Origin of the sequence: Saccharothrix sp. S26 (genome assembly GCF_021390395.1) — a bacterium.
Taxonomy (GTDB): domain Bacteria; phylum Actinomycetota; class Actinomycetes; order Mycobacteriales; family Pseudonocardiaceae; genus Actinosynnema.
On the sequence record NZ_JAJUWT010000019.1, the window covers coordinates 74,155 to 93,454 of the forward strand.

Genomic DNA, 19,300 nt, shown 5'->3' on the forward strand with positions numbered 1-19,300 from the left:
GTCAGTCGACCTTCTGGCCGTACACCTTGTCGATCGAGATCGTCAGCAGCACGCGGCGGTCGGCCACCATGGCCGACCGGTACTCGTCCCAGTCGGGGTGCTCGCCCGCGGCGGCCCGGTAGTACTCCACCAGCGCCTCGACCTCCGGCCCGTTCGGGTCGTCGCCGGGGCCGGTGATCGTGGCCGTGCCCTCGACGGTGGCCCACTCCCAGCCGTCCGAGCTGGTCACCTCCAGCGCCACGCGGGGATCGCGGCGCAGGTTCGCGACCTTGGCGGTGCCCTCCGTGGTCGACACCCTGATGGCGTTCGCGTCCCGGTCGTAGGCGGGCATGATCGGGGACAGCTGCGGGCGGCCGTCGGCCTTGATCGTGGCGAGCACGGCGATCCTGCTCTCGGCCAGCAGCGCGTGCGGGTCGAACCCTGTGTCGGTCATGCCGGCACCAACCCGCGGCGGACGGCCCGGTATTCCGCGTTCCCGGCTCTCGTTCGAGTGAACCGCGCGGTCGACAGCGAGACCGCGGAGATCGCCAGGAGCACCAGCATCGCGGTCGGGGCGAGGGCGGCCCACGGCGCGCGTTCCAGGTACGGCAAGGACTCGGCCAGCATCAGGCCCCACTCCGGAGCGGGCGGCGGGGTGCCCAGCCCCAGGAAACCCAGTGACGCCAACGCCAACGCGATGCCCGGCAGGCGCAGCACGGCGTGGCGGGCGACCGGTCCGGCCACCGCGGGCAGGACGTGCCGGGTCAGCACCCACGTCGGACCGGCGCCCAGGGCGCGCAGCGCGGCGACGTGCGCGGCCGCGCGGTTCTCCCGCACCAGGGCCGCCGCGTGCGCGGCCAGCGGTGGCCAGGACACCAGGCCGACCGCGAGGGACGCGCCCACCGGGCCGGGGCCGGCGATCGCCGCGACCAGGATGCCCGCGATCACCGGCGGCACGGCGTTGGCGGTCTCCGCGGCGCCCTCCGCCAGGCCCGGCAGGAAACCGACGACCAGCGCCACGGCGAACGAGCACGCGCACACCAGCACCGTCACGGTGAGCGTGGCCGCCGCGCCGTGCCCCACCCTGGCCAGGACGTCACGCCCCAGCGCGTCCGTGCCGAACGGGTGCGCCCAGCTCGGCGGCGACAACCGCGCGGACGGGTCCACCCGCAGCGGCTCACCCGGCAGTCCCCAGCAGACGACGACCGCGGGCACCGCCGTGCTGACCGCGAGGACCACCCGGTGCCACCGACCGGCCGGCGTCGTCACGGGCGGTGGGGCGGTCAGCGCCGCCGCGCGCAACGCCGCGCCGAGCATCCGCCGCCGCACACCGGCCACGAGCGCACCGCCCACCAGCCCGAGCAGCACCAGGACCAGCACGGATCCTTGCAGCAACGGCAGGTCCTGCGACTCCGCCGCGCCCAACGCCGTCCGGCCCAGCCCCGGCACGGCGAACACCACCTCCACCGCGACCGCTCCCCCGGTGAGCCCCACGGCGACCAGCCCGAACTGCGGCAGCACGGCCGGCAGCGCACGCCGTGCCGCGGCCCGCCCGATGACGCCCGGCGAGCAGCCCCACGACCGCCACAGCACGACCCAGCGCTCCTCGAACACGGCGGGCAGGGCGTCGTCCACCAGCCGGCCCAGGATGCCGCCCGCGGGCAGGCCCAACGCCAACGCGGGCAGCACCAGGTGTTGCGGCCCCTGCCAGCCGTACGGCGGGAACCAGCCCAGCCACACCGACAACACCACCAGCAGCACCGTGGCCACCAGGAACTCGGGCAGCGCGGCGAGCACGGCCGCCGCGCCGCCGGTGCGGGCACGTGCCGTGCCCCGCGCGCCACGCGTGCAGGTCGTCGCCGACAACGCACAGGCCAGCGCCAGCGCCACGACCAGCGCCGCGCCCATCAGCGCCAGCGACACGCCCGACGCGGCCAGCACCGCGGGCAGCACCTCGCCGCCCCCGACCCACGACCGGCCGAGGTCGCCGCGCAGCGCGTCGCCGAGCCACCGGCCGAACAACGCCACCGGCCCGGCGTCCAGCCCCAGTTCGCGGCGCACCGCGCCCAGCGCCTCCGCCGTCGGTTCCTGCTCGGCGGAACGGGCGCGCAGCACCGACAGCGCCGGGTCGCGCCCGGACAGCCAGGGCAGCAGCCCGATCACGGCGACGACCGCGGCGAGCCCGCACGTGCGGGAGACGAGCGCGGTCACCGCAGCCGGGTGGCGGAGGTGATCAACGTCCGCTCGCGCGGGTCCTTGGCCGAGTCGACCACCGAGGTCGCGTCGCCCTGGATCACCCGCTCGTGCAGCATCGGGATCGCGGCATCGGTCCGCAGCACCGCCGCCTCGGCCGCCAGGATCGCGGCCCGGCGCTGGTCGCCCGCCTCGGTCGCGGCGGCCGTCCGCACGGCCGCGTCCACGTCGCCGTCGCACAGCTGGGCGAGGTTGAACGAGCCCGCGCAGGTGAAGTCCGACTGGAGGTAGGCCACGGGGTCACCCGAGTCCAGCACGGTCGCCCGGGACAGGATGAACGCGTCGAACGCACCGGCCAGCGCGTCCTCCTCGATGTGCGCGTACTCGCGGACGACCTGCGTCACGGTGAACCCGGCGTCCTCGAGCTGCTGTTGCAGCACGGAGGCGACCTCGGGCAGCTCGGCGCGGTCGGAGAACGTGGCCAGGGTGATCGCCGTACCCTTCGGGTCGGCGGCGCGCGTGCGGTCGGCGAGCGGCACGCGCCCGGCGGCGGCCCACGGCAGCGCCGGTCCGAGCAGGCCCCGGGCGACGTCGGCCCGGCTCTCGTAGACGCCCCGGACGATCTCGTCGGCGTCGACGGCCTCCCGCGCGGCGGCGCGCAGGCCCTGGTCCCGGAACGGTCCCGACTTCGTGTTCAGGTACAGGGTGTTGGTGCGCGGCATCGGCACCTCGGTGATGGTGGCGGGGTCGAGCAACGCCGCCTGCGAGACGGGCACGGCCTCCGCGATGTGCGCCTCGCCGCCGCGGATCGCGGCGGCGCGGGCGGTGCCGTCGGGGACGAACGAGACGTCGATGCCCGCGGCCTCGGCCTTGCGGCCCCAGTAGCCGTCGTAGCGGTCGAGCGTGGCGGTGGTCGTGCCGTCGACCGCGACCAGCTCGAACGGGCCGGTGCCGGTGCCGACCGGGTCGACCTTGCCATCGGCGCGGTAGGCGCTCTCGGCGAGGATGGCCAACTGCGGCGACGAGAGCCGTTGGGGCACCAGGGGGTCCGGTGTCCCGGTGGTGACGACGACGTTCTCCCCCACCGCTTCGGCGGTCAGCTCGACGCCGTCGAGGATGCGCGGCTTGGGCGAGGCGGTGGTGGCGCGGGTCAAGGTGTTGGTGACGGCGGCGGCGGTCAGCGCGCTGCCGTCGTGGAAGGTGACGCCCTGGCGGACGGTGAACTCCCACGCGTGGTCGGAGATCCGGCGCCACCCGGTGGCCAGGCCCGGCTGCGCGTTGCCGTCCGCGTCGAGGGTGACCAGCGTTTCCGCGGTGGACCAGCGGGAGAGCTTGAACGCGTCGTCGCTGAACGGGGTCAGGCCGGACCGGGGCGGTTGCAGCATCGCGAGCTTGATCCGCCCGTCGGCCCCTTCCGCGCTCGGGGTGGTGGAACACCCGGTCAGCAACAGGGCACAGGCCGCGAGGGCGGCGGCGGAGCGGTGGCGCACAGGTCGTCCCAGCGTTCGGTGACAGGGCCCCGTGAACCTAACAACATGATTATCGTTCTCAGTAGTGGATGTGGGCACCGCCACGCGGGGCGGGCCGCACGGGCCCGCCCCCGTTGTCACTTGGTCAGGCGCGCCTGCGCACCGCGGGCACCACCAAGCCGATGCCCGCGACCAGCACGAGCAGCCCGCCCCGGGGCGAGCCAGGCCACGTTCGCGCCCGTCGCGGCGAGCGTCGGCCGGTGACCCGGCCCGGCCGGCGGTGCGGGCGCGGACGGGTCGCCGGGCCGCGGCGCGGGGTCCGGATCAGGCTGGTCCGGTCCGTGGGTCACGTAGAGGAAGTTGAGGTCCTGGAACGGGCCGGCTCGCACGTGGACCTCCTGGAACCGTTCGCCGGACAGCGACGCGTACGGCCCGACGAGGCCGAAGTCGTGCACACCCGCCGGCACGTCCCGGAACTCGAAGCGGCCCTGCGCGTCGGTGGTCGCCCGCACGATGACCGCACCCGTGACCTGGTCCTTCAGGTACACCTTCACGTTCGGCAGCGGCGGCCCGGGTCGGGGGCTCATGGCCGGCAGGCGGCCGGAGAAGCCGACCTGGCCGACGACCCGGTCCGCCCGGGCGCCCGGCACCCGCGCGATCGCCCGCGCGGAGACGGTGCCGTTGGAGTTCGGCGGCGAGCCGAACGTGCACCCGACCACCAGCGCGCCGCCCTCCGCGGCCTCGGCGTCGATCCCGATCGACGTGCTGGTGGTCCAGGTGGCGTGCGCGGGCACGGTGACGCCCACGTCGACCAGGTCACCGAGGTCGGGCAGGGCCGCGCCGGTCGAGTAGCACTGGGCGGTGATCCCCGGGATGGGGTCCGGCCCGCCGTTGGTCAGGACCAGCGACAGGCGCGCGGTCTCGCCCAGCCGGTAGGTCTGCCGGTCGAAGCTCGCCGCCGCGGTGAGGACCGAGGTCACCCGCCACGCGCCGCGCAGCACCACGTCCGGCTCGTCCGCGCCGCCGACGTCGACCCCGGGCGGCTGGAACACCCACTGGACCGAGTCGATCGAGGTCGTGTAGCTGCCACGCGGCAGGTCGCGGAACGTGAAGCGGCCGGCCGGGTCGGTCGTCGCGGTGTAGGAGTCCCGGGGAACGCCGCCGGTGGCGGTGATCGTCAAGCCGGCCAGGGCCTCGCCCGGGTCCATCGCTTTGTCGCCGTCGCGGTCGCCGTAGACGACCCCGGTGTAGCCGCCGCGGTGCACCTTCATGGGCACGCTGGCCGTGGTCGTGTTGTCGGCCGGGTTCGCGTCCGGCTGCGCGCCGTGGACCTCGACTTCGAGCGTGAGCACGGCGTCGGCGGTCCGGACCCAGGAGGTCAGGACGCCTTCCACCGTCTGGCCGGGCTCGACGCGGTCGGGGAAGCCGGTCCACTCGCGGTCCACCACGTTCCCGGAGGTCAGCAGCCACGTGCCGGTCGCGGTGGTGGTGCCGCGGTTGGTCACCCTGGCTCGGGCGACGACCTGCTCGTCGACGAAGAACTCGGGCTTGTCGAAGGTGACCGAGATGGTCAGGTCGACCGTGGCCGCCACGGGGTCGGCGACGGGCTCGACGGCGACCGGCGCCGACCTGGCACCCGGCTTGTCGGCACCCGGCTTGTCGGCACCCGGCTTGTCGGCACCCGGCTCCCCGGCGACCGGAGCATCGACGACCGGTTCGGCGACGACCGGTTCGGCGACGGCAGGGACTTCGGCAGCCGGTTCATGGGCGAGCGGAGCTCCGGCGGCCGGTGGTGCGTCGGTGCCGGCGAAGGCAGGTCCGGTCGAGGCGCTCGCGCAGACGACGACCGACAGCAGCAGGGCACCGGCGGATCTTCGTAATCGGGACATGCGGTGGTTCCTTTCTGCGACCGTCCCCCCTCTCCGGTATCGCCGCCGCGTCCCGTTCTGCGACAAACCACCGCGGTGGACCACTACGATCCGCGCATGCGCGAACCCCGGGCGCTCGCGGACCTGCCGTTCGCCGCCTACCTGGAAGAGCACGACGGGTCCGGGCTGCGGTCCGGTGGCGACTACAACGTCGTCCACTTCACCGACCGGGAGTTCGCCGAACCCGCGGCGGGCAACGCCAGGTTCAGCGAGTCGGCGCTGGCCGGCGTCCGGTTCACGGACGGGTCGCTGCGGCGGGCGCGGTTCAACGACGTGTGGCTGCACGGCGTGCAGGTCATCGGCACCGACCTGGCCGAGACCGGGTGGCTGGACGCGGAAGTGGTCAACAGCGCGTTCGCCGGGGTGGCGATGTTCGAGGCGGGGCTGAGCCGCGTCACGTTCTTCGGCTGCAAGCTCGTCTCGGTGAACCTGCGCGGCGCGGCGCTGCGCGACGTCTCGTTCGTCAACAGCGTCCTGCGCGACGTGGACCTCACCGAAGCCGAGCTGACCGGCGTCACCTTCCCGGGCTCCACGCTGGAAGACCTCCGGTTCGAGGGCGTGCGGCTCGAGCGGGTGGACCTGCGCGACGCCGCCGAGCTGGGCATCCGCGACGGGTTCGGCTCGTTGCGCGGCGCGACCATCACGCTCACCCAGGCGCTGGACCTCGCGCCCGCGTTCGCGGGCACGCTCGGCATCACCGTCAAGGACGCCTGATCACGGCACGGGCAGCGTGATGCGGAACGTCGAGCCCGCGCCCGGTCCGCTGGACACCGTCACCGCGCCGCCGTGCGCCTCCACCAGGTGCCGCGTGATCGCGAGACCGAGCCCGCCGCCACCCGTGCTGAGGCTGCGCGACTTGTCGGCCCGCCAGAACCGGTCGAACACGTGCGGCAGGTCGTCCGGGGCGATGCCGACGCCGGTGTCGGCCACCTCTCGCGGGCGTGCCGCAGGGCGTGGTGATCCCGGCGGACGGCAAGGTGTGCCGCCCGAACGGGTGGCCGTACCCCTAGCTCCGGGGCGTGGCGCGCATGCCGAAGTGCAGGTAGGGCGTGCCGTCCGGCAGCGTGTAGAAGACGACCGGTGCCCACGGCTCGTGCTCGTTGCGCCGCGCGGCGAACAGGCCGTCCTCCACCGGCACCAGCACGGCGTTGGTCACCGCGTTGATCGAGGCCAGCTCGCCGGTGCTCTCGCCGCGCAGGTTCAGCACGCCGTCCCGCTCGGTCACCTGCACGTCGTAGCCCTCGCGCACGTAGGAGCCGACGTAGCGGGAGAGGTCCGCCGCGGGCGGGTCGGCGGGCGGCTCGAAGTTCGGCACGGCCACGCCGGCGTGCTCGGTCAGCAGCTCGGTGAACAGCCGCTGGTAGACCTCGGCCGGCACGCCGCCGTTCGTGAGCAGCGCGACCGCGACCCCGGCCTCGGGGACCACCCGCAGGTACGCCTTCTGCCCGACGGTCGCGCCGTCGTGCCCGTGCACCCGCCCGCCGGGCCAGTCGTAGACGATCCACCCGAGGCCCCAGCACATGTGGTGCGCGTGGCTCGCGGGCAGTTGCACGAACGGCCGGTGCATCTCGGCCACCCGCTCGGCGGGCAGGACCACCGTGCCGTCGGGCGCCCGGCCGCCGTCGAGGTGCAGGCGGGCGAAGCGGACGACGTCGGCGGCGGTGGCGTTGATCGTCCCGGCCGGTCCGGCGGAGCGGGACAGCCCCCACACCGGCGAGGGCACGGGCTCGTCACCGGGCTCGCCGAGGTGACCCAGGGCCGAGCGGAACCGCAGCACGTCCTCGGGCAGCGTCACGGTGCTGCGCGCGCCGATCGGGTCGAGCAGGCGTTCGCGCAGGGCGTCGTCCCACACCCGGCCGGTCAGCACCTCGACGATCCGGCCGAGCACGGTGAACCCGCTGTTGCAGTAGGACATCGTCGCGCCCGGCGGGTGGATCTGGCCCAGCCGCGCGCACGCCGCGACGTAGGCGGCCACGCAGTCGTCGCCGCGCCCGGTGTCGTGGAAGAAGTCACCGTCGATGCCGCTGGTGTGCGACAGCAGGTGGCGCGGCGTCACGGTCTTGGTCGCCACGGCGTCGGCCACGGCGAACTCGGGCAGCACGGACACCACCGGCGCGTCCAGGTCGAGCGCGCCCTCGGCGACCAGCTGCATGATCAGCGTCGCGGTGTAGAGCTTGGTGATCGAGCCGATCTGGAACAACGAGTCCGCGGTGGCCTCCACCCCGGTGCCGCGGTGCAGCACCCCGGTCGCGCACTCGTGGATCTCGCCGTCGACCAGGACGGCCAAGGACGCGCCGGGCACCCGGTGCGCCTCGCACAGCTCCGTCAGCCTCCGCTGCCAGTGGTTGATGTCCATCGCCGGCTCCCCCCGGTGGCGCGAAACATTTGCGAAAAGCCTTCGCATTGCCCACCGTACCGATTTCCGTGATCTACGGCAGCGGCTCGTCGTCGGTCCACTCGTAATCCGGCGTGCGGTACTCGCCGCACCGGGTGAGGAGCCGGTCGAAATCGTCGTCCACCAGGAGCATGTCCCGATAGGGCGGCTTGAGGAACCCTTCCGCGACCATGTGGTCGACCATCCTGATCAGGTGCGTGAAGTAGCCGTCGACGTCCAGCAGCGCGACCGGCTTGGCGTGCAGGCCCAGTTGCGCCCACGTCCACACCTCGAACAGCTCTTCCAGGGTGCCCGCGCCGCCCGGCAGCGTGATGAAGGCGTCGGCCAGCTCGGCCATCAACGCCTTGCGCGCGTGCATGGAGTCCACGACGTGCAGTTGCGTGAGATTTCCGTGCGCGACCTCCCAGTCGACCAGGCTGCGCGGGATCACCCCGATGACCGACCCGCCCGCGGCCAGCGCCCCGTCGGCCAACGCGCCCATCGTGCCGACCCGGCCGCCGCCGTAGACGAGCTCGATGCCCCGTTCGGCCACCGCGCGGCCCACCTGCCGGGCCACCTCGACGTGCCGCACCCGTCCGCTGGAGGAACCGCAGAACACGCACACCCGCATGGGCGCAGGTTAGGCGCATCGGGAGGACACCGCGGACGGGCGGTGGCGTGCCAGGCGGGACGGGTACGCGCCCCGGTGCGACGAGGACATCCGGCTGTGCGGACGCCTCCAGTTCGGCGGGCGGCACCGTCGGGTGCACCCTCGCGTGCCGGACGACCGCGCGGCCATCGCCGAGCTGCACCCCGCCTTGCGGCTGATCGGCGACCACCAGACCCGCCGCCCCAGGCCACTGGTGGAGGCGGCGGGCGTCACCGTGCCGCGAAGCTGGGCACCGTCGAACGCCTGGTGACGGTGAAGGCGGCCGACCAGCGCGTCAGGCCACCAGCCCGTAGAGCATGCGCTTGCCCGCGTACTCCGACACCGACCAGATCAGGCCGGTGTCCCGCCAAGCGGACAGGTCCTCCGGGCCGATCGCCGTCGCGACGTCACGGACGAGCGACCAGGAGGACCCGAGCCGCCAGGTCCGCAGACGGCCGGGGTTGCTGCCGTCGGAGGCGTTGAAGTGCCACGTCGTGCCGCCGTCGGTGGTCAGACCGCCCTGGGTGCGGTTGCCCACCCCGCCGGTGAGACCGGGTTGCCGGAACGCGCTGTCGGCCGTGGCCACGCCGCCGCTCGACGCGATCCGGTGGTCGCTGAGGTCCCAGGCGACCACCCGCCCGGCCTGTCCGCTCTCCTTCTCGCAGAACTCGCCCGTCACCAGCCGGTCCGGCACGGCCGCCCGGTCGAGGGACAGCCACGAGTTGCGCAACGGCCCGGAGGTCTCGCAGCCGCCCGCCCACGCGGTCGGGCTCTTCCACGTCCCGCTTTGCGCCATCACGTACCGGTACCCGTGGCTGTAGAACTTGTTCGCCACCGGCTCGTAGCCGACGAGGTACTTGTTCGTGCTGTCACCACGCGGGTCGTCCACCAGGTCGTAGATCGCGTCGAGGCTGAACTGGCGGATGCCCCGGGCGGTGTCGGCGAGGTAGAGGTAGCGGCCGTACCAGACCATCCCGCCCGCGTGCAGTTGGACGGGTTGGTAGCTCACCTCGCCGTTGTCGCCCGACACCGGCTCCACCAGCAGGATGTGCTTGTACTTGCCGGTCTCGGTGTTGAGCACGCTGACCCGCACGCCCTTCTTCAGGACGTGGTCGTCGTCCTCGTTGGCCGGGCTGCCCACGTAGCTTTCGTCGTCGTACCAACTGACCATGATGCCCTTGTACGAGCCCCACACCTGGTCCTCCTGGGCGTCGTTCACCGACGAGACGCCCTGCGGGATCCACTCCTGCGTGCTGTTGTCGCCGGAGGTGAAGCACCACCAGTCCGCGGGCCGGGCGGTCGAGCCCATGGCGCTCGCCGCGCACGACCCGCGCCGCGTCGCCTGCCAGTCGGCGGACGCGAGCACGGCGCTGAGGCTGGTCTTCACCATGCCGATGTGCTCCGCCATGTACGTCGTGTCGGTCCATCGCATGGTGAACTGCCCGGCCGTGATGGTCTCGACGGGTTCGGCCGCTGCGGGTGCGGCCGTGCCCACGACTGCGAGCACGGCCGCGCCCAGTGCGGCGAGCCACCTCGTCCCCGATCTGCGCCTGCCCCTCATGAGCTCCCCTTCCCCGAGGTCGTGAAGGGGTCACCGTGCCGGCCGGGGCTGGGAGGAATCTGGGAGCGCCCGTCAGCGGCCCAGGCCGGCGCCGCCGTTGACGCCGATCACCTGACCCGTGACGTGGCCCGCTTCCGGCGAGGTCAGGAAGATGACGACGGCGGCGACGTCGGCGGGGGTGCCGGTGCGGCCGTTGGCCGGGTTGCCGACCAGCTTCCGGCGCCGGTCCTCGGACAGGGTCCCGCCGAAGAACTCGGTCTCCTCGGTGACGCCCGGCGACACCACGTTGACCGTGATGCCGCGCCCACCCAGCGCGAACGCCAGGTCGGCGGTCCACGCCTCGATCGCGGCCTTGGCCGCGCCGTAGCTGCCCGATCCCCGCCTGGCCGCGATGGAGCCGATGGTGACGACCCTGGCGTCGTCGGCCAGTCGCGGTTGCAGGGCGGTCGTCACCAGGACGGCGGTGAGCACGTTCGCCTCGAAGTTCGCCAGCCACAGCTCGCGCACGTCGGCCAGCCCCTCGGGCGCGGGGCGGCGGCGGGCGACGTTGCCGCCGGCGTTGTTCACCAGCACGTCGACGCGTTCGGGCAGCTCGGCCGCCGCCGCGTGCACCTGCGCCGGGTCGGCGGCGTCGAACACGACCGCACGCGCACCGATCTCGGCCGCGGCGGCGACCAGCATGTCCTCCCGCCTGCCGGTGATCACGACGTCCAGGCCCTGCTTCACCAACGCGGCGGCCACCGCCCTGCCGATACCCGTCCCGCCACCGGTCACGACCGCTGTTCTCGTCATGCCTGATTCGTATCAGCGGAATTCGACGAGGTCGATCCCCTCCACGGCCGAACAATTCCGGCGATTGTTCACATTCGTGACCCGGTTCGCATCCGTGACCAGCGGGGAGATTTTCCGGGCAGCCATTTCCGGTCACGGCGCTAATCGACCAGCAGGTCGCCGGACACCGGCACGAGAGGTGCGCGGCGGTTGTCCACCACCACCAGCGAGGGCCGCGGCCCGCCGCGCCACTGCCCGCCCGCCAACGCCACGGTGGCCACGCCGGGCGCGGGTCCGGCGGTCCAGTCGAGCACGCCGGCGATCGTGGCCAGCCGCGTGCGCGCCAGCACGTCGGCGACCGCCCCGGGCGAGTCGGCCTCCTGCGCCGCGTGCACCGCCACCTCGAACAACGCGTGCGCGAGCCCGAGCGGTTGCAGCCACGGCGACCCGGTGGCCCGCTCGTAGGCGCGCGCGAGGTCGCGCGGCGTCCGCCCGCCCGACCCGACGTGCTCGTGCCCGGGCGTCCACGACACGATCGTGGCGACCCGGTCCAGGCCGTGCCGCGCCACGCCGAACGGGTAGGTCAGCCACCGCGAGCACGTCACCAGCCGCGGCCGCCGCGCGCGCACCACGGCGGCCAGGTCGGCGGCGGTCGCCGCGCTGGTCACCACCTCCACGTCACCGACGGCCGGCACGACGCCGCTCGACTCCCGGTACGGCAGGTCGACCAGGTGGTGCCCGCGCGCGGCGGCGACGGGCGCGAACCACCGCCGCAGCGCGTCGCCCTGCGTGCCGTCGTTCCACACGCAGCCGACCGCCCGGGCGGGGCCGAGGCGCTCCCACAGGTCGGCGAACACGGCCGCGATGTCGTCCAGGCCCCAGCAGAAGTGGAACGCCGGACCCGGCCGCCGCCCGGCGTCGAACACCTGCCAGGGCAGCGTCGTGGACACGCACGGCACCTCGCGCTCGGCGCAGGCGTCCACCACGGCGGGCAACGTCGCCGTGCCGCCCAACGTGACCACGACCCGCGCACCGACCCCGGCCAACGACCGCACCGCCGCGCGTGCGCCTTCGGGCGTCGAGCCGCTGTCGCGCAGCTCCACGTCGACGGGCCACGGCAGGCCGGTGGCGACGTACTCCAGCGGCGCGCCGAGCGGGGACAGGCGTCCGGTCGCCGCGAGGACGACGCCGATCTTGGGTCGGGGCACGGCGGCAACCTAGCGACGCCGCACCCGCCACGATCGGGCGATCCCGGCGGGTTCGACCACCGATCGTCGAACCAGTTCGACCGATTTGTCGAATGCCGAACGGCGGTCACGTCGAATTCTTTCGACTCGCTGGCACGATTCCGAATTCATCGCCGACGGCGCCGAGTCGATTAGCGTCGAAACCCTTGCGCCGATCATCCGGCACGGTCAACATCATGGCGAGGCAGCGCTGGAACACGCCGCCGCGACCGGTCCGACGGGCGCGGCACGCGGGTGCGCCGTGCGGCGACCGGCGCATCTGGATCCCCACCGCGGCCGGGCTCGTCGCCCGCGCGCGTTCGGTTCCCACCCCTCCCGCTGCCGCAGGCGATTACGAGGAGCGTCATGGCCGATATGCGCGACAAGCTCAGGAAGATCCGTTGGCGGGTTGGCCTGCTGGCCACCGGAATGGCGTCGTTGCTCGCGGGCATGGGCGTTGTCGCGGTGACCGACGCCCAGGCGGCGGCCGGGTGCCGGGTGGCGTACTCCGTGCCCAGCCAGTGGCAGGGCGGCTTCACCGGCAACGTGGCCATCACCAACCTGGGCGACCCGATCACCGGCGGGTGGCGGCTCACGTGGGCGTTCCCGGCCGGCCAGACCGTCACCCAGGCGTGGAACGCGACCGTCACGGCGTCCGGCGGCCAGGTCACCGCCACCAACGTCAGCTACAACGGCAGCATCGCCACCGGCGGCACGGTCTCGTTCGGCTTCAACGGCTCGTGGACGGGCTCGAACACGGCTCCCACGTCGTTCGCGCTCAACGGCGTCACCTGCACCGGCGACACGACGACGACCACGACGACCACCACAACGACGACGACCACCACCACCACGACCACCAACCCGCCGGTGGGCGACGCCATGGCGAGGGTCGCGGAGATGCAGCCAGGCTGGAACCTGGGCAACTCGCTGGACGCCACCGGCGCCGACGAGACCTCGTGGGGCAACCCGCGGATCACCGAGGCGCTGCTGGACAACGTCCGGGCGCAGGGCTTCAAGAGCATCCGCATCCCGGTCACGTGGAGCGCGCACCAGGGCGGCGCGCCCGGCTACACGATCGAGGCGGCGTACCTGGCGCGCGTCAAGGAGGTCGTGGGCTGGGCGTTGGCCGACGGCTTCTACGTGATGATCAACATCCACCACGACTCGTGGCAGTGGATCAACGCGATGCCGACCGACCGCGCGAACGTGCTGGCCCGCTACAACGCGGCCTGGACGCAGATCGCGAGCACGTTCCGCGACTCCTCGCCCAAGCTCATGCTGGAGAGCGTCAACGAACCGCAGTTCGCCAACAGCTCCGGTGACGCGCAGAACGCGCAGCTGCTGGACGAGCTGAACAAGTCGTTCCACCGGATCGTGCGCGGCTCGGGCGGCAACAACGCCACCCGCCTGCTGGTCCTGCCCACCCTGCACACGTCCTCGGAGCAGGCGCGGGTGGACGAGCTGGTCGCCACGTTCAACGCCCTCAACGACCCGAACCTCATCGCGACGTTCCACTTCTACGGCTACTGGCCGTTCAGCGTGAACGTGGCGGGCGGGACGAAGTTCGACGCCACCGTGCAGAAGGACCTGACCGACTCGTTCGACCGCATGTACAACGCGTTCGTGGCGCGCGGCATCCCGGTCATCCTCGGCGAGTACGGGCTGCTGGGCTTCGACCGGCACACGGGCACCATCCAGCAGGGCGAGAAGCTGAAGTTCTTCGAGTTCCTCGGCTACTACGCCCGCACCAAGAAGATCACCACGATGCTCTGGGACAACGGCCAGCACTTCGGCCGCACCTCGTACCAGTGGAGCGACCCGGAGCTGGCCGCGCAGATCAAGTCGAGCTGGACGACCCGGTCCGGCACGGCGTCGTCGGACCAGGTGTTCAGCGCGAAGTCCTCGGCCGTCACCGACAAAACGCTGACGCTCAACCTGAACGGCACGTCGTTCGTCGGGTTGCGCCAGGGCACCACCGACCTGGTGCGCGGCACGGACTACACCGTCAGCGGCGACCAGCTGACCATCAAGGCGGCGACGATCACCCGGTTGAGCGGGTCGCGGGCGTACGGCACCAACGCGACGCTGTCGGCCCGGTTCTCGGCGGGCGTGCCGTGGCGGATCAACCTGGTCACCTACGACACGCCGGTGCTGCAGAACGCGACCGGGACGACGAGCGCGTTCGCCATCCCGACCCAGTTCCGCGGCGACCAGTTGGCCACGATGGAGGCCAAGTACGCCGACGGCAGCAACGCCGGCCCGCACAACTGGACCTCGTACAAGGAGTTCGACGTGACGTTCGCGCCGAACTACACGGCCAACACGACCACGCTGAAGCCGGAGTTCTTCGCCGAGGTCACGGACGGCTCGCGGGTGACGCTCACGTTCCACTACTGGAGCGGCGCCACGGTGACCTACTACGTCACCAAGTCCGGCTCGACGGTCACCGGCACCACCGCCTGACCCCTCGGGCACGACGGCCGGCGGCCCGGAGCACCACGCTCCGGGCCGCCGGTTCGCGTAGTGCTACTCATGCGCGCGGGGCCGTGGGGCGGTGACACTGGGCGCGTGGTCGACGTCGAGCAGCGCAAACGGCCCGGGGTGGCGCTCGCGGGGTTCGCGGTGCCGTTCGCCTTGCAGGTCGCCGTGGTGGCGGCCTACCAGGGCCGGTACCTCTGGGACGCCGGTTGGCGCGGTGGGCAGTACGCCTACGCGTTCATCGGGGTCGCGGTCGGTTCGATCGTGCTGGGGTGCGTGCTCAAGTTCTTCCGGCCGCCGTGGAGGTCGGTCGGCACCGGGCTGCTCCTCGCGGGCACGTTCGGCTTCGTGGCCGTCTTCGCGGTCCTCGCGCTGTTCCTCGTCGCCTTCTCGCAGTGGAGTCCGACCTAGAGCGCCGCGAGCACGTCCCGGCACAGCCGCACCAGCTCTTCGTCGGCCGTGACGGTCCCGCTGCTCCACCCGTCGTCCGCCGAGCCGTGCCGCCGCGGGCGTCCCAGTTCCTCGCGCAGCAACGGCGCGATCGGCTCGGCCGCCCGTCCCAGCTCGGCCAGGCAGCGCGCGACCGGGAGGCGGACGTGCACGTTCTTGCGCCAGGCGGCGGACAGCAGCTCCACCGCGGCCTCGGCGTCACCGGCCGCCCGCCAGGACGCCCGCGCCACGAACAGGTCCAGCCACCCGGTCGGGTCGGGCGGGCTCAGCCGTGATCGCAGCGCGGGCAGGTGCGCGGCGGCAGCCGGCCCCAGTTCGGACATCACCTCCACCGCCTTGACGTGGTCGAGGTGGCGCGACAACGTCGGCAGCACGCGGTCCGGGTCGCCCTCCACCCGCCACAGCGCGCCCGCCACCTCGGCGGCGAGCCGCGGCTCGGCGTCGTCGAGCAGGGCGTGCAGCGCCCCGATCGCTTCGACGGCGTGGGCGCCGAGCGCTCCGAGGGCGCCCAGGGCGGTGTACTCGGGCAGGTGCCGCACGACGTCCCCCACGGCAGGAACCGCCGCCTCCCCCACCGCGCCCAGCGCCAGCAGCAGGCCGCCCCGGACGGGATCGTGCCCCTCCGCGGTCGGCAGGTCGCGCAACCGCGCCCGGATCACCGGCACGAGGTCGGCCGCCGACGGGCCGAGCGCGCGCACGGCGTGACCGATGTCCGAGGGCGGCTCCGGGCGTTCGAGCGCCCACCGCAGGGGCGGCAACGCCCTCGGGTCGCCCAGCTCCGCCAACGTCCGCAGCGCGGGCCCCACGCTCGACCCGCCGGCCGGCCACACCGTGATCCAGGCCGGTGGTCCGTCCGGGCCCGATTCCCGGGGCGCGGCCTCGACGCCGCGCGCGAGCTGATCGGCGGCGGGCGCGGCGACGGGGCCGAGGTGGCGCAGCGCGGTCGCGGCGGCCGGCGGCAGCCGCGGTTCCGGGGCGAGGAGCTGGTCGGCGACCAGGCGGACCAGCTCCCGGTGGTCGCCGCGCCAGTGCTCGACCAGGGCGGTCGCGACCCGGACGGCGTCGAGCCGCTGCTCCCAGTCGGGTGACTCCAGCAGCGGGACGAGCAGCCGGGTGCGGTCCTCGACCCGGTCGCCGAGGGCCCGGCTCAGCCTGGCCAGCAAGGGGAACGCCTCGGACGCACGCCGACCGGCCGCCTCTTCCTCGGCCTGCTCGCGGAGCCTGCCGAGCAACGTGGGGGTGGAGAAGCCCGCGGGCTCGGCGGTCGGCGTTCCGGTGGCGTAGAGCCGCGCGAACGCGTCCAGCGCGAAGGCGGGCACGTCGTCGGGCAACACGTCCGGGGCCGAGGCGGCCAGCTCGGCGAGCGCGCCGAGGCGCACCGCCGGGTCGGCGTGCTCGACCGCCGCGGTCGCGAGCCGCCGGGCCAGGTCCACCGCGGCCTGACCGGTGAGCCACCCGTGCGCACCGATCGTCCCGAGTGCGGCCACGACGGCGGACCGCACGTCGGCGTCGGTCTCGACCCGCATCCGCTCGCCCAACGCGTCGGCTGCCTGCGCGGCGTCCGCCCGGCACACCGCCAGCGCCTCGCACGCGGCTTTGCGCACGGCCGGCTCGGGATCGTCCAACAGGGTCAGGAACAGCGGGAACGCGGCCCGGACCGCCTCGACGGCCCGTCCCTGCCACGAGCCCGGTTCCCCGTCCGCCTCACCGACGCTCGCCAGGAACCCGACCACCCCGGCCCGCCCCGGCAGACCGGCGTGGTCGAGGAGCCCCAGCAGGAACGGGAGCGCGGCGACCGTGCTGTCGTAGACATCTCCCTGGTGGTGCACAGCGCCGTACATGCCGTCCAACGCCGACTCGCGCACCGCCGGGTCGTCGGACACGAGGCCGCGCAGCAGGCCCGGCACGTCGTCGGCCGGGCCGTACGCGTGTGCCACCGCGTGCCAGTCGACGTCGTCCAAGCCGGGGAAGAGATCCACTCCGCGGAGGCTACCCGCCCGTACCGAAGCGCCGTGACGCCACAACCGCACCGCGGAGGAGCTGTCCGCAGCGGCGTGGACCGGGTTCGTCGCGGCCTCAGCCGGCGGGCTGCGCCCTCGTGATCGATCGCCGACCGCGAGGCACACGGATCCACTACGATCGACCGGCCACCGCGAGGACAGTTCCCCAGTGCACCGCGCCCACAGGACCAGGGGGGACGTGATGCGGCACAACGAGGTACGGCACCGATGACCGATCACCCCGAGGAAGCCGACGACCGCCGCGTCGCGGACGACCCCGAGCCCGCCGCCGGGCCGTCGGACCCGATCCCGGTGCGTCGGGTCGAGCTGGTGTGGGGCACGCACGGCCCTGCTCCGGCCACGCCCGGCGTCGTCGCGGGCTCGCCCACGCCCGTGCCCGAACACGCCCCGGTCCCGACCCCCGGTCCCACTCCCCCGGCCTCGCCCGGCGGCGCCAAGGCCGGACTCGTGATCGGGCTGGTCGCGGTGCTGGGCGTCGGGGTCGTGATCGGGCTCGCCGTGGGCGGCGGCTCGTCCACCGAGGCCGGGTCCACGTCGGTTCCGGCCGCGCCGAGCCGGGTCCCGGCCACGACCGCCCCGCCTTCCGCGCCATCCGGCGAGTACTCGATGAGCGCGATCACCAACGCCTGCGACCTGCTCGACCCCACGCCGTTGCTGAGGTGGTCCTCCACGCCGACCCCGCCGGTGCACGCGGAGCACCCGCCGGACGGCGGTTTCGGTGGCAGCCTGACGTGCACCCTGCGGTACACCAGCACGTCCCCCGTCGACGGCGTCACGACCGACGAGGCTGGCATCGGCGTCAGCGTCGAGTTCACCTCCGCCGGAGAGCCACCGGGATACGACAGGGGGGGACACCGGGACAGCTCAGCAGGGGTGGAGCACCGGCACGATCCCCGGGCTCGGCGCCCGCAACCGCTGGCGCGGCATCGCCACCACTGACCCGGCGCCCGCGGCGAGCTGCATCGTGGAGGTGCAGGACGGCAACGTGTCGGTGGAGGTCCAGGTCGCGGTCCACCGCGCACGTGGCGATGGACCGCTGACGCTGGACGACCTGTCCGGGATCGCACGATCACAGGCCAGGTCGGTGCTGGACCGCCTCAAGCAGCCGTGACCGGTCAGAAGTCGAACTCGTCGATGTTGCCCGCGTCGAACGTCGTCGGCGGGCCGAGGATCACCTCGCCCTTCGCGCCGATGGTCCGCTCGCCGAGCCTGCCCGCGCTGAACTTCTCGCCCTCGGCCCCGGTGATCCGGCCGGACGCGAGCGCGGCGGCGGCGTGACCGGCCAGGTAGCCCAGCTCGCTCGGGTCCCACAGCGCGAACGCCGTCACGGTGCCGTCCTTCACGAACTGCCGCATCTGGTTCGGCGTGCCCAGCCCGGTCAACGCCACCTTGCCCTTGTAGGGCGACGACGAGAGGTACCGCGCGGCGGCCGAGATGCCGACCGTGGTCGGTGACACGATGCCCTTCAAGTCCGGGATGGACTGCAACAGCGCCTGCGTCTCCTGGAACGACTTCTGGTCGTCGTCGTCCCCGTACGCCACCTTGACCAGCTCCAGCCCCGCGTGCTCGGGCTTGGCGAGCTCGTCCTTCATGAACTCGATCCACGTGTTCTGGTTCGTGGCGTTCGGCGTCGCGGACAGGATGGCGATCTTGCCCCGACCGCCGACCTGCGCGGAGACCAGCCTGATCTGCGACCGCCCGATCTCCTCGGAGTCCGCCTGGTTGACGAACACCTGCCGCGCGTCCGGTGCGGCGTCGGAGTCGACCGTCACCACGGCGATGCCCTTGGCCATCGCGTCCTTCAACGCGGGCGCGACGGCGTTCGGGTCGTTCGCCGCGATCACGATCGCGTCCTGCCGCTGCTGCACGAGCGTGTTGATGTACGACACCTGGGACGAGGCCGAGGCGTCGGACGGGCCGACCTCCTTGCCCTCGCCCTTGAGCTCGGTGACCGCCTCGATGCCGCCCTTGTCCATGATGATCTCGTAGGGGTTGTCGACCTCCTTGGGCAGGAACGCGACCTTCACCCCCTCCTTGATCGGCGCGTCCGGGTCGGCGGTCCGCCCGACGCCGGTCGAGCCGCCCGCGGCGGTCCCCGCCGAGGAGTCCTTGGTCGTGCCGCCGCACGCACCGACCAGCACGAGCGCGAGCACCGCGCCCGCCACCTTCGTCACCGACGCGGAACGGATCATCGTTGG

17 protein-coding genes and 1 pseudogene are annotated in these 19,300 nt (G+C 73.4%); 6 read left to right on the plus strand and 12 right to left on the minus strand.

Features of this window, described 5'->3' with window-relative positions:
* Position 1: 1 nt before the first annotated feature.
* From LZG04_RS28240 to LZG04_RS28255, 4 genes are all read right to left on the minus strand, one after another.
* Positions 2 to 433, minus strand: a complete 432-nt coding sequence (locus LZG04_RS28240) for a PPOX class F420-dependent oxidoreductase (protein ID WP_233822439.1) — start codon at positions 431 to 433, stop codon at positions 2 to 4.
* Positions 430 to 2,190, minus strand: a complete 1,761-nt coding sequence (locus LZG04_RS28245) for an ABC transporter permease subunit (protein WP_233822441.1) — start codon at positions 2,188 to 2,190, stop codon at positions 430 to 432. The genes LZG04_RS28240 and LZG04_RS28245 overlap by 4 nt, the downstream gene beginning before the upstream one ends.
* Complete coding sequence (locus LZG04_RS28250) at positions 2,187 to 3,662, minus strand: ABC transporter substrate-binding protein (RefSeq protein WP_233822443.1); 1,476 nt, start codon at positions 3,660 to 3,662, stop codon at positions 2,187 to 2,189. The genes LZG04_RS28245 and LZG04_RS28250 overlap by 4 nt, the downstream gene beginning before the upstream one ends.
* A 116-nt stretch (positions 3,663 to 3,778) precedes the next feature.
* Complete coding sequence (locus tag LZG04_RS28255) at positions 3,779 to 5,530, minus strand: hypothetical protein (RefSeq protein WP_233822445.1); 1,752 nt, start codon at positions 5,528 to 5,530, stop codon at positions 3,779 to 3,781.
* Between the two features lie 96 nt (positions 5,531 to 5,626).
* Between LZG04_RS28255 and LZG04_RS28260 the strand changes: the two genes are divergently transcribed.
* Positions 5,627 to 6,283: a pentapeptide repeat-containing protein gene (locus LZG04_RS28260; RefSeq protein WP_233822447.1), complete on the plus strand. Its 657-nt coding sequence runs from the start codon at positions 5,627 to 5,629 to the stop codon at positions 6,281 to 6,283.
* Here LZG04_RS28260 and LZG04_RS28265 read toward each other — a convergent pair.
* From LZG04_RS28265 to LZG04_RS28275, 3 genes and pseudogenes are all read right to left on the minus strand, one after another.
* Positions 6,284 to 6,499, minus strand: a pseudogene (locus tag LZG04_RS28265) (ATP-binding protein); the annotation flags it as partial. It abuts the gene before it with no gap.
* A gap of 76 nt (positions 6,500 to 6,575) precedes the next feature.
* The gene (locus LZG04_RS28270; protein WP_233822449.1) at positions 6,576 to 7,925 is read right to left on the minus strand and encodes a serine hydrolase; all 1,350 of its coding nucleotides are present in this window, start codon (positions 7,923 to 7,925) and stop codon (positions 6,576 to 6,578) included.
* 73 nt (positions 7,926 to 7,998) lie between these two features.
* A complete protein-coding gene (locus tag LZG04_RS28275; protein WP_233822451.1) occupies positions 7,999 to 8,574 on the minus strand; it encodes a TIGR00730 family Rossman fold protein in 576 nt (191 codons plus the stop codon).
* A gap of 145 nt (positions 8,575 to 8,719) precedes the next feature.
* Here LZG04_RS28275 and LZG04_RS28280 point away from each other — a divergent pair, with 145 nt between their 5' ends.
* The gene (locus tag LZG04_RS28280; RefSeq protein WP_233822453.1) at positions 8,720 to 8,863 is read left to right on the plus strand and encodes a hypothetical protein; all 144 of its coding nucleotides are present in this window, start codon (positions 8,720 to 8,722) and stop codon (positions 8,861 to 8,863) included.
* Positions 8,864 to 8,887: 24 nt separating this feature from the next.
* Here LZG04_RS28280 and LZG04_RS28285 read toward each other — a convergent pair whose 3' ends face one another.
* From LZG04_RS28285 to LZG04_RS28295, 3 genes are all read right to left on the minus strand, one after another.
* Positions 8,888 to 10,153 (minus strand): hypothetical protein, encoded by a 1,266-nt coding sequence (locus LZG04_RS28285; RefSeq protein WP_233822455.1) that lies wholly within the window; start codon positions 10,151 to 10,153, stop codon positions 8,888 to 8,890.
* Positions 10,154 to 10,225: 72 nt separating this feature from the next.
* Positions 10,226 to 10,945 (minus strand): SDR family NAD(P)-dependent oxidoreductase, encoded by a 720-nt coding sequence (locus LZG04_RS28290; protein ID WP_233822457.1) that lies wholly within the window; start codon positions 10,943 to 10,945, stop codon positions 10,226 to 10,228.
* A 140-nt stretch (positions 10,946 to 11,085) separates the two neighbouring features.
* Positions 11,086 to 12,132 (minus strand): ABC transporter substrate-binding protein, encoded by a 1,047-nt coding sequence (locus LZG04_RS28295; RefSeq protein ID WP_233822459.1) that lies wholly within the window; start codon positions 12,130 to 12,132, stop codon positions 11,086 to 11,088.
* Between the two features lie 384 nt (positions 12,133 to 12,516).
* On the opposite strand from LZG04_RS28295, the gene LZG04_RS28305 reads away from it, so the two are divergent.
* Together LZG04_RS28305 and LZG04_RS28310 are read left to right on the plus strand one after the other, a co-directional pair.
* The gene (locus tag LZG04_RS28305; RefSeq protein WP_308199360.1) at positions 12,517 to 14,616 is read left to right on the plus strand and encodes a cellulase family glycosylhydrolase; all 2,100 of its coding nucleotides are present in this window, start codon (positions 12,517 to 12,519) and stop codon (positions 14,614 to 14,616) included.
* Positions 14,617 to 14,721: 105 nt separating this feature from the next.
* Positions 14,722 to 15,042 (plus strand): hypothetical protein, encoded by a 321-nt coding sequence (locus LZG04_RS28310; RefSeq protein ID WP_233822461.1) that lies wholly within the window; start codon positions 14,722 to 14,724, stop codon positions 15,040 to 15,042.
* On the opposite strand, the gene LZG04_RS28315 is transcribed toward LZG04_RS28310, so the two are convergent.
* Positions 15,039 to 17,060: a HEAT repeat domain-containing protein gene (locus tag LZG04_RS28315; protein ID WP_233822463.1), complete on the minus strand. Its 2,022-nt coding sequence runs from the start codon at positions 17,058 to 17,060 to the stop codon at positions 15,039 to 15,041. The two genes, LZG04_RS28310 and LZG04_RS28315, sit on opposite strands and share 4 nt — an antisense overlap.
* A gap of 249 nt (positions 17,061 to 17,309) precedes the next feature.
* On the opposite strand from LZG04_RS28315, the gene LZG04_RS28320 reads away from it, so the two are divergent.
* Together LZG04_RS28320 and LZG04_RS28325 are read left to right on the plus strand one after the other, a co-directional pair.
* Complete coding sequence (locus tag LZG04_RS28320) at positions 17,310 to 18,041, plus strand: hypothetical protein (protein WP_233822465.1); 732 nt, start codon at positions 17,310 to 17,312, stop codon at positions 18,039 to 18,041.
* Between the two features lie 25 nt (positions 18,042 to 18,066).
* Complete coding sequence (locus LZG04_RS28325) at positions 18,067 to 18,213, plus strand: hypothetical protein (protein ID WP_233822467.1); 147 nt, start codon at positions 18,067 to 18,069, stop codon at positions 18,211 to 18,213.
* A 4-nt stretch (positions 18,214 to 18,217) separates the two neighbouring features.
* Here the strand turns inward: LZG04_RS28325 and rhaS are convergent, their stop codons facing one another.
* Positions 18,218 to 19,294: a rhamnose ABC transporter substrate-binding protein gene (gene rhaS / locus LZG04_RS28330; RefSeq protein ID WP_233822469.1), complete on the minus strand. Its 1,077-nt coding sequence runs from the start codon at positions 19,292 to 19,294 to the stop codon at positions 18,218 to 18,220.
* Between the last annotated feature and the right edge of the window lie 6 nt (positions 19,295 to 19,300).

What these genes read in the sequence shown, in the direction of transcription:
- LZG04_RS28305 (WP_308199360.1), top strand. Translation starts at nt 12,517, where the DNA reads ATGGCCGATATGCGCGACAAGCTCAGGAAGATCCGTTGGCGGGTTGGC.
- LZG04_RS28285 (WP_233822455.1), bottom strand. Translation starts at nt 10,153, where the DNA reads ATGAGGGGCAGGCGCAGATCGGGGACGAGGTGGCTCGCCGCACTGGGC.
- LZG04_RS28290 (WP_233822457.1), bottom strand. Translation starts at nt 10,945, where the DNA reads ATGACGAGAACAGCGGTCGTGACCGGTGGCGGGACGGGTATCGGCAGG.
- LZG04_RS28240 (WP_233822439.1), bottom strand. Translation starts at nt 433, where the DNA reads ATGACCGACACAGGGTTCGACCCGCACGCGCTGCTGGCCGAGAGCAGG.
- LZG04_RS28320 (WP_233822465.1), top strand. Translation starts at nt 17,310, where the DNA reads ATGACCGATCACCCCGAGGAAGCCGACGACCGCCGCGTCGCGGACGAC.
- LZG04_RS28270 (WP_233822449.1), bottom strand. Translation starts at nt 7,925, where the DNA reads ATGGACATCAACCACTGGCAGCGGAGGCTGACGGAGCTGTGCGAGGCG.
- rhaS (WP_233822469.1), bottom strand. Translation starts at nt 19,294, where the DNA reads ATGATCCGTTCCGCGTCGGTGACGAAGGTGGCGGGCGCGGTGCTCGCG.
- LZG04_RS28275 (WP_233822451.1), bottom strand. Translation starts at nt 8,574, where the DNA reads ATGCGGGTGTGCGTGTTCTGCGGTTCCTCCAGCGGACGGGTGCGGCAC.
- LZG04_RS28260 (WP_233822447.1), top strand. Translation starts at nt 5,627, where the DNA reads ATGCGCGAACCCCGGGCGCTCGCGGACCTGCCGTTCGCCGCCTACCTG.
- LZG04_RS28255 (WP_233822445.1), bottom strand. Translation starts at nt 5,530, where the DNA reads ATGTCCCGATTACGAAGATCCGCCGGTGCCCTGCTGCTGTCGGTCGTC.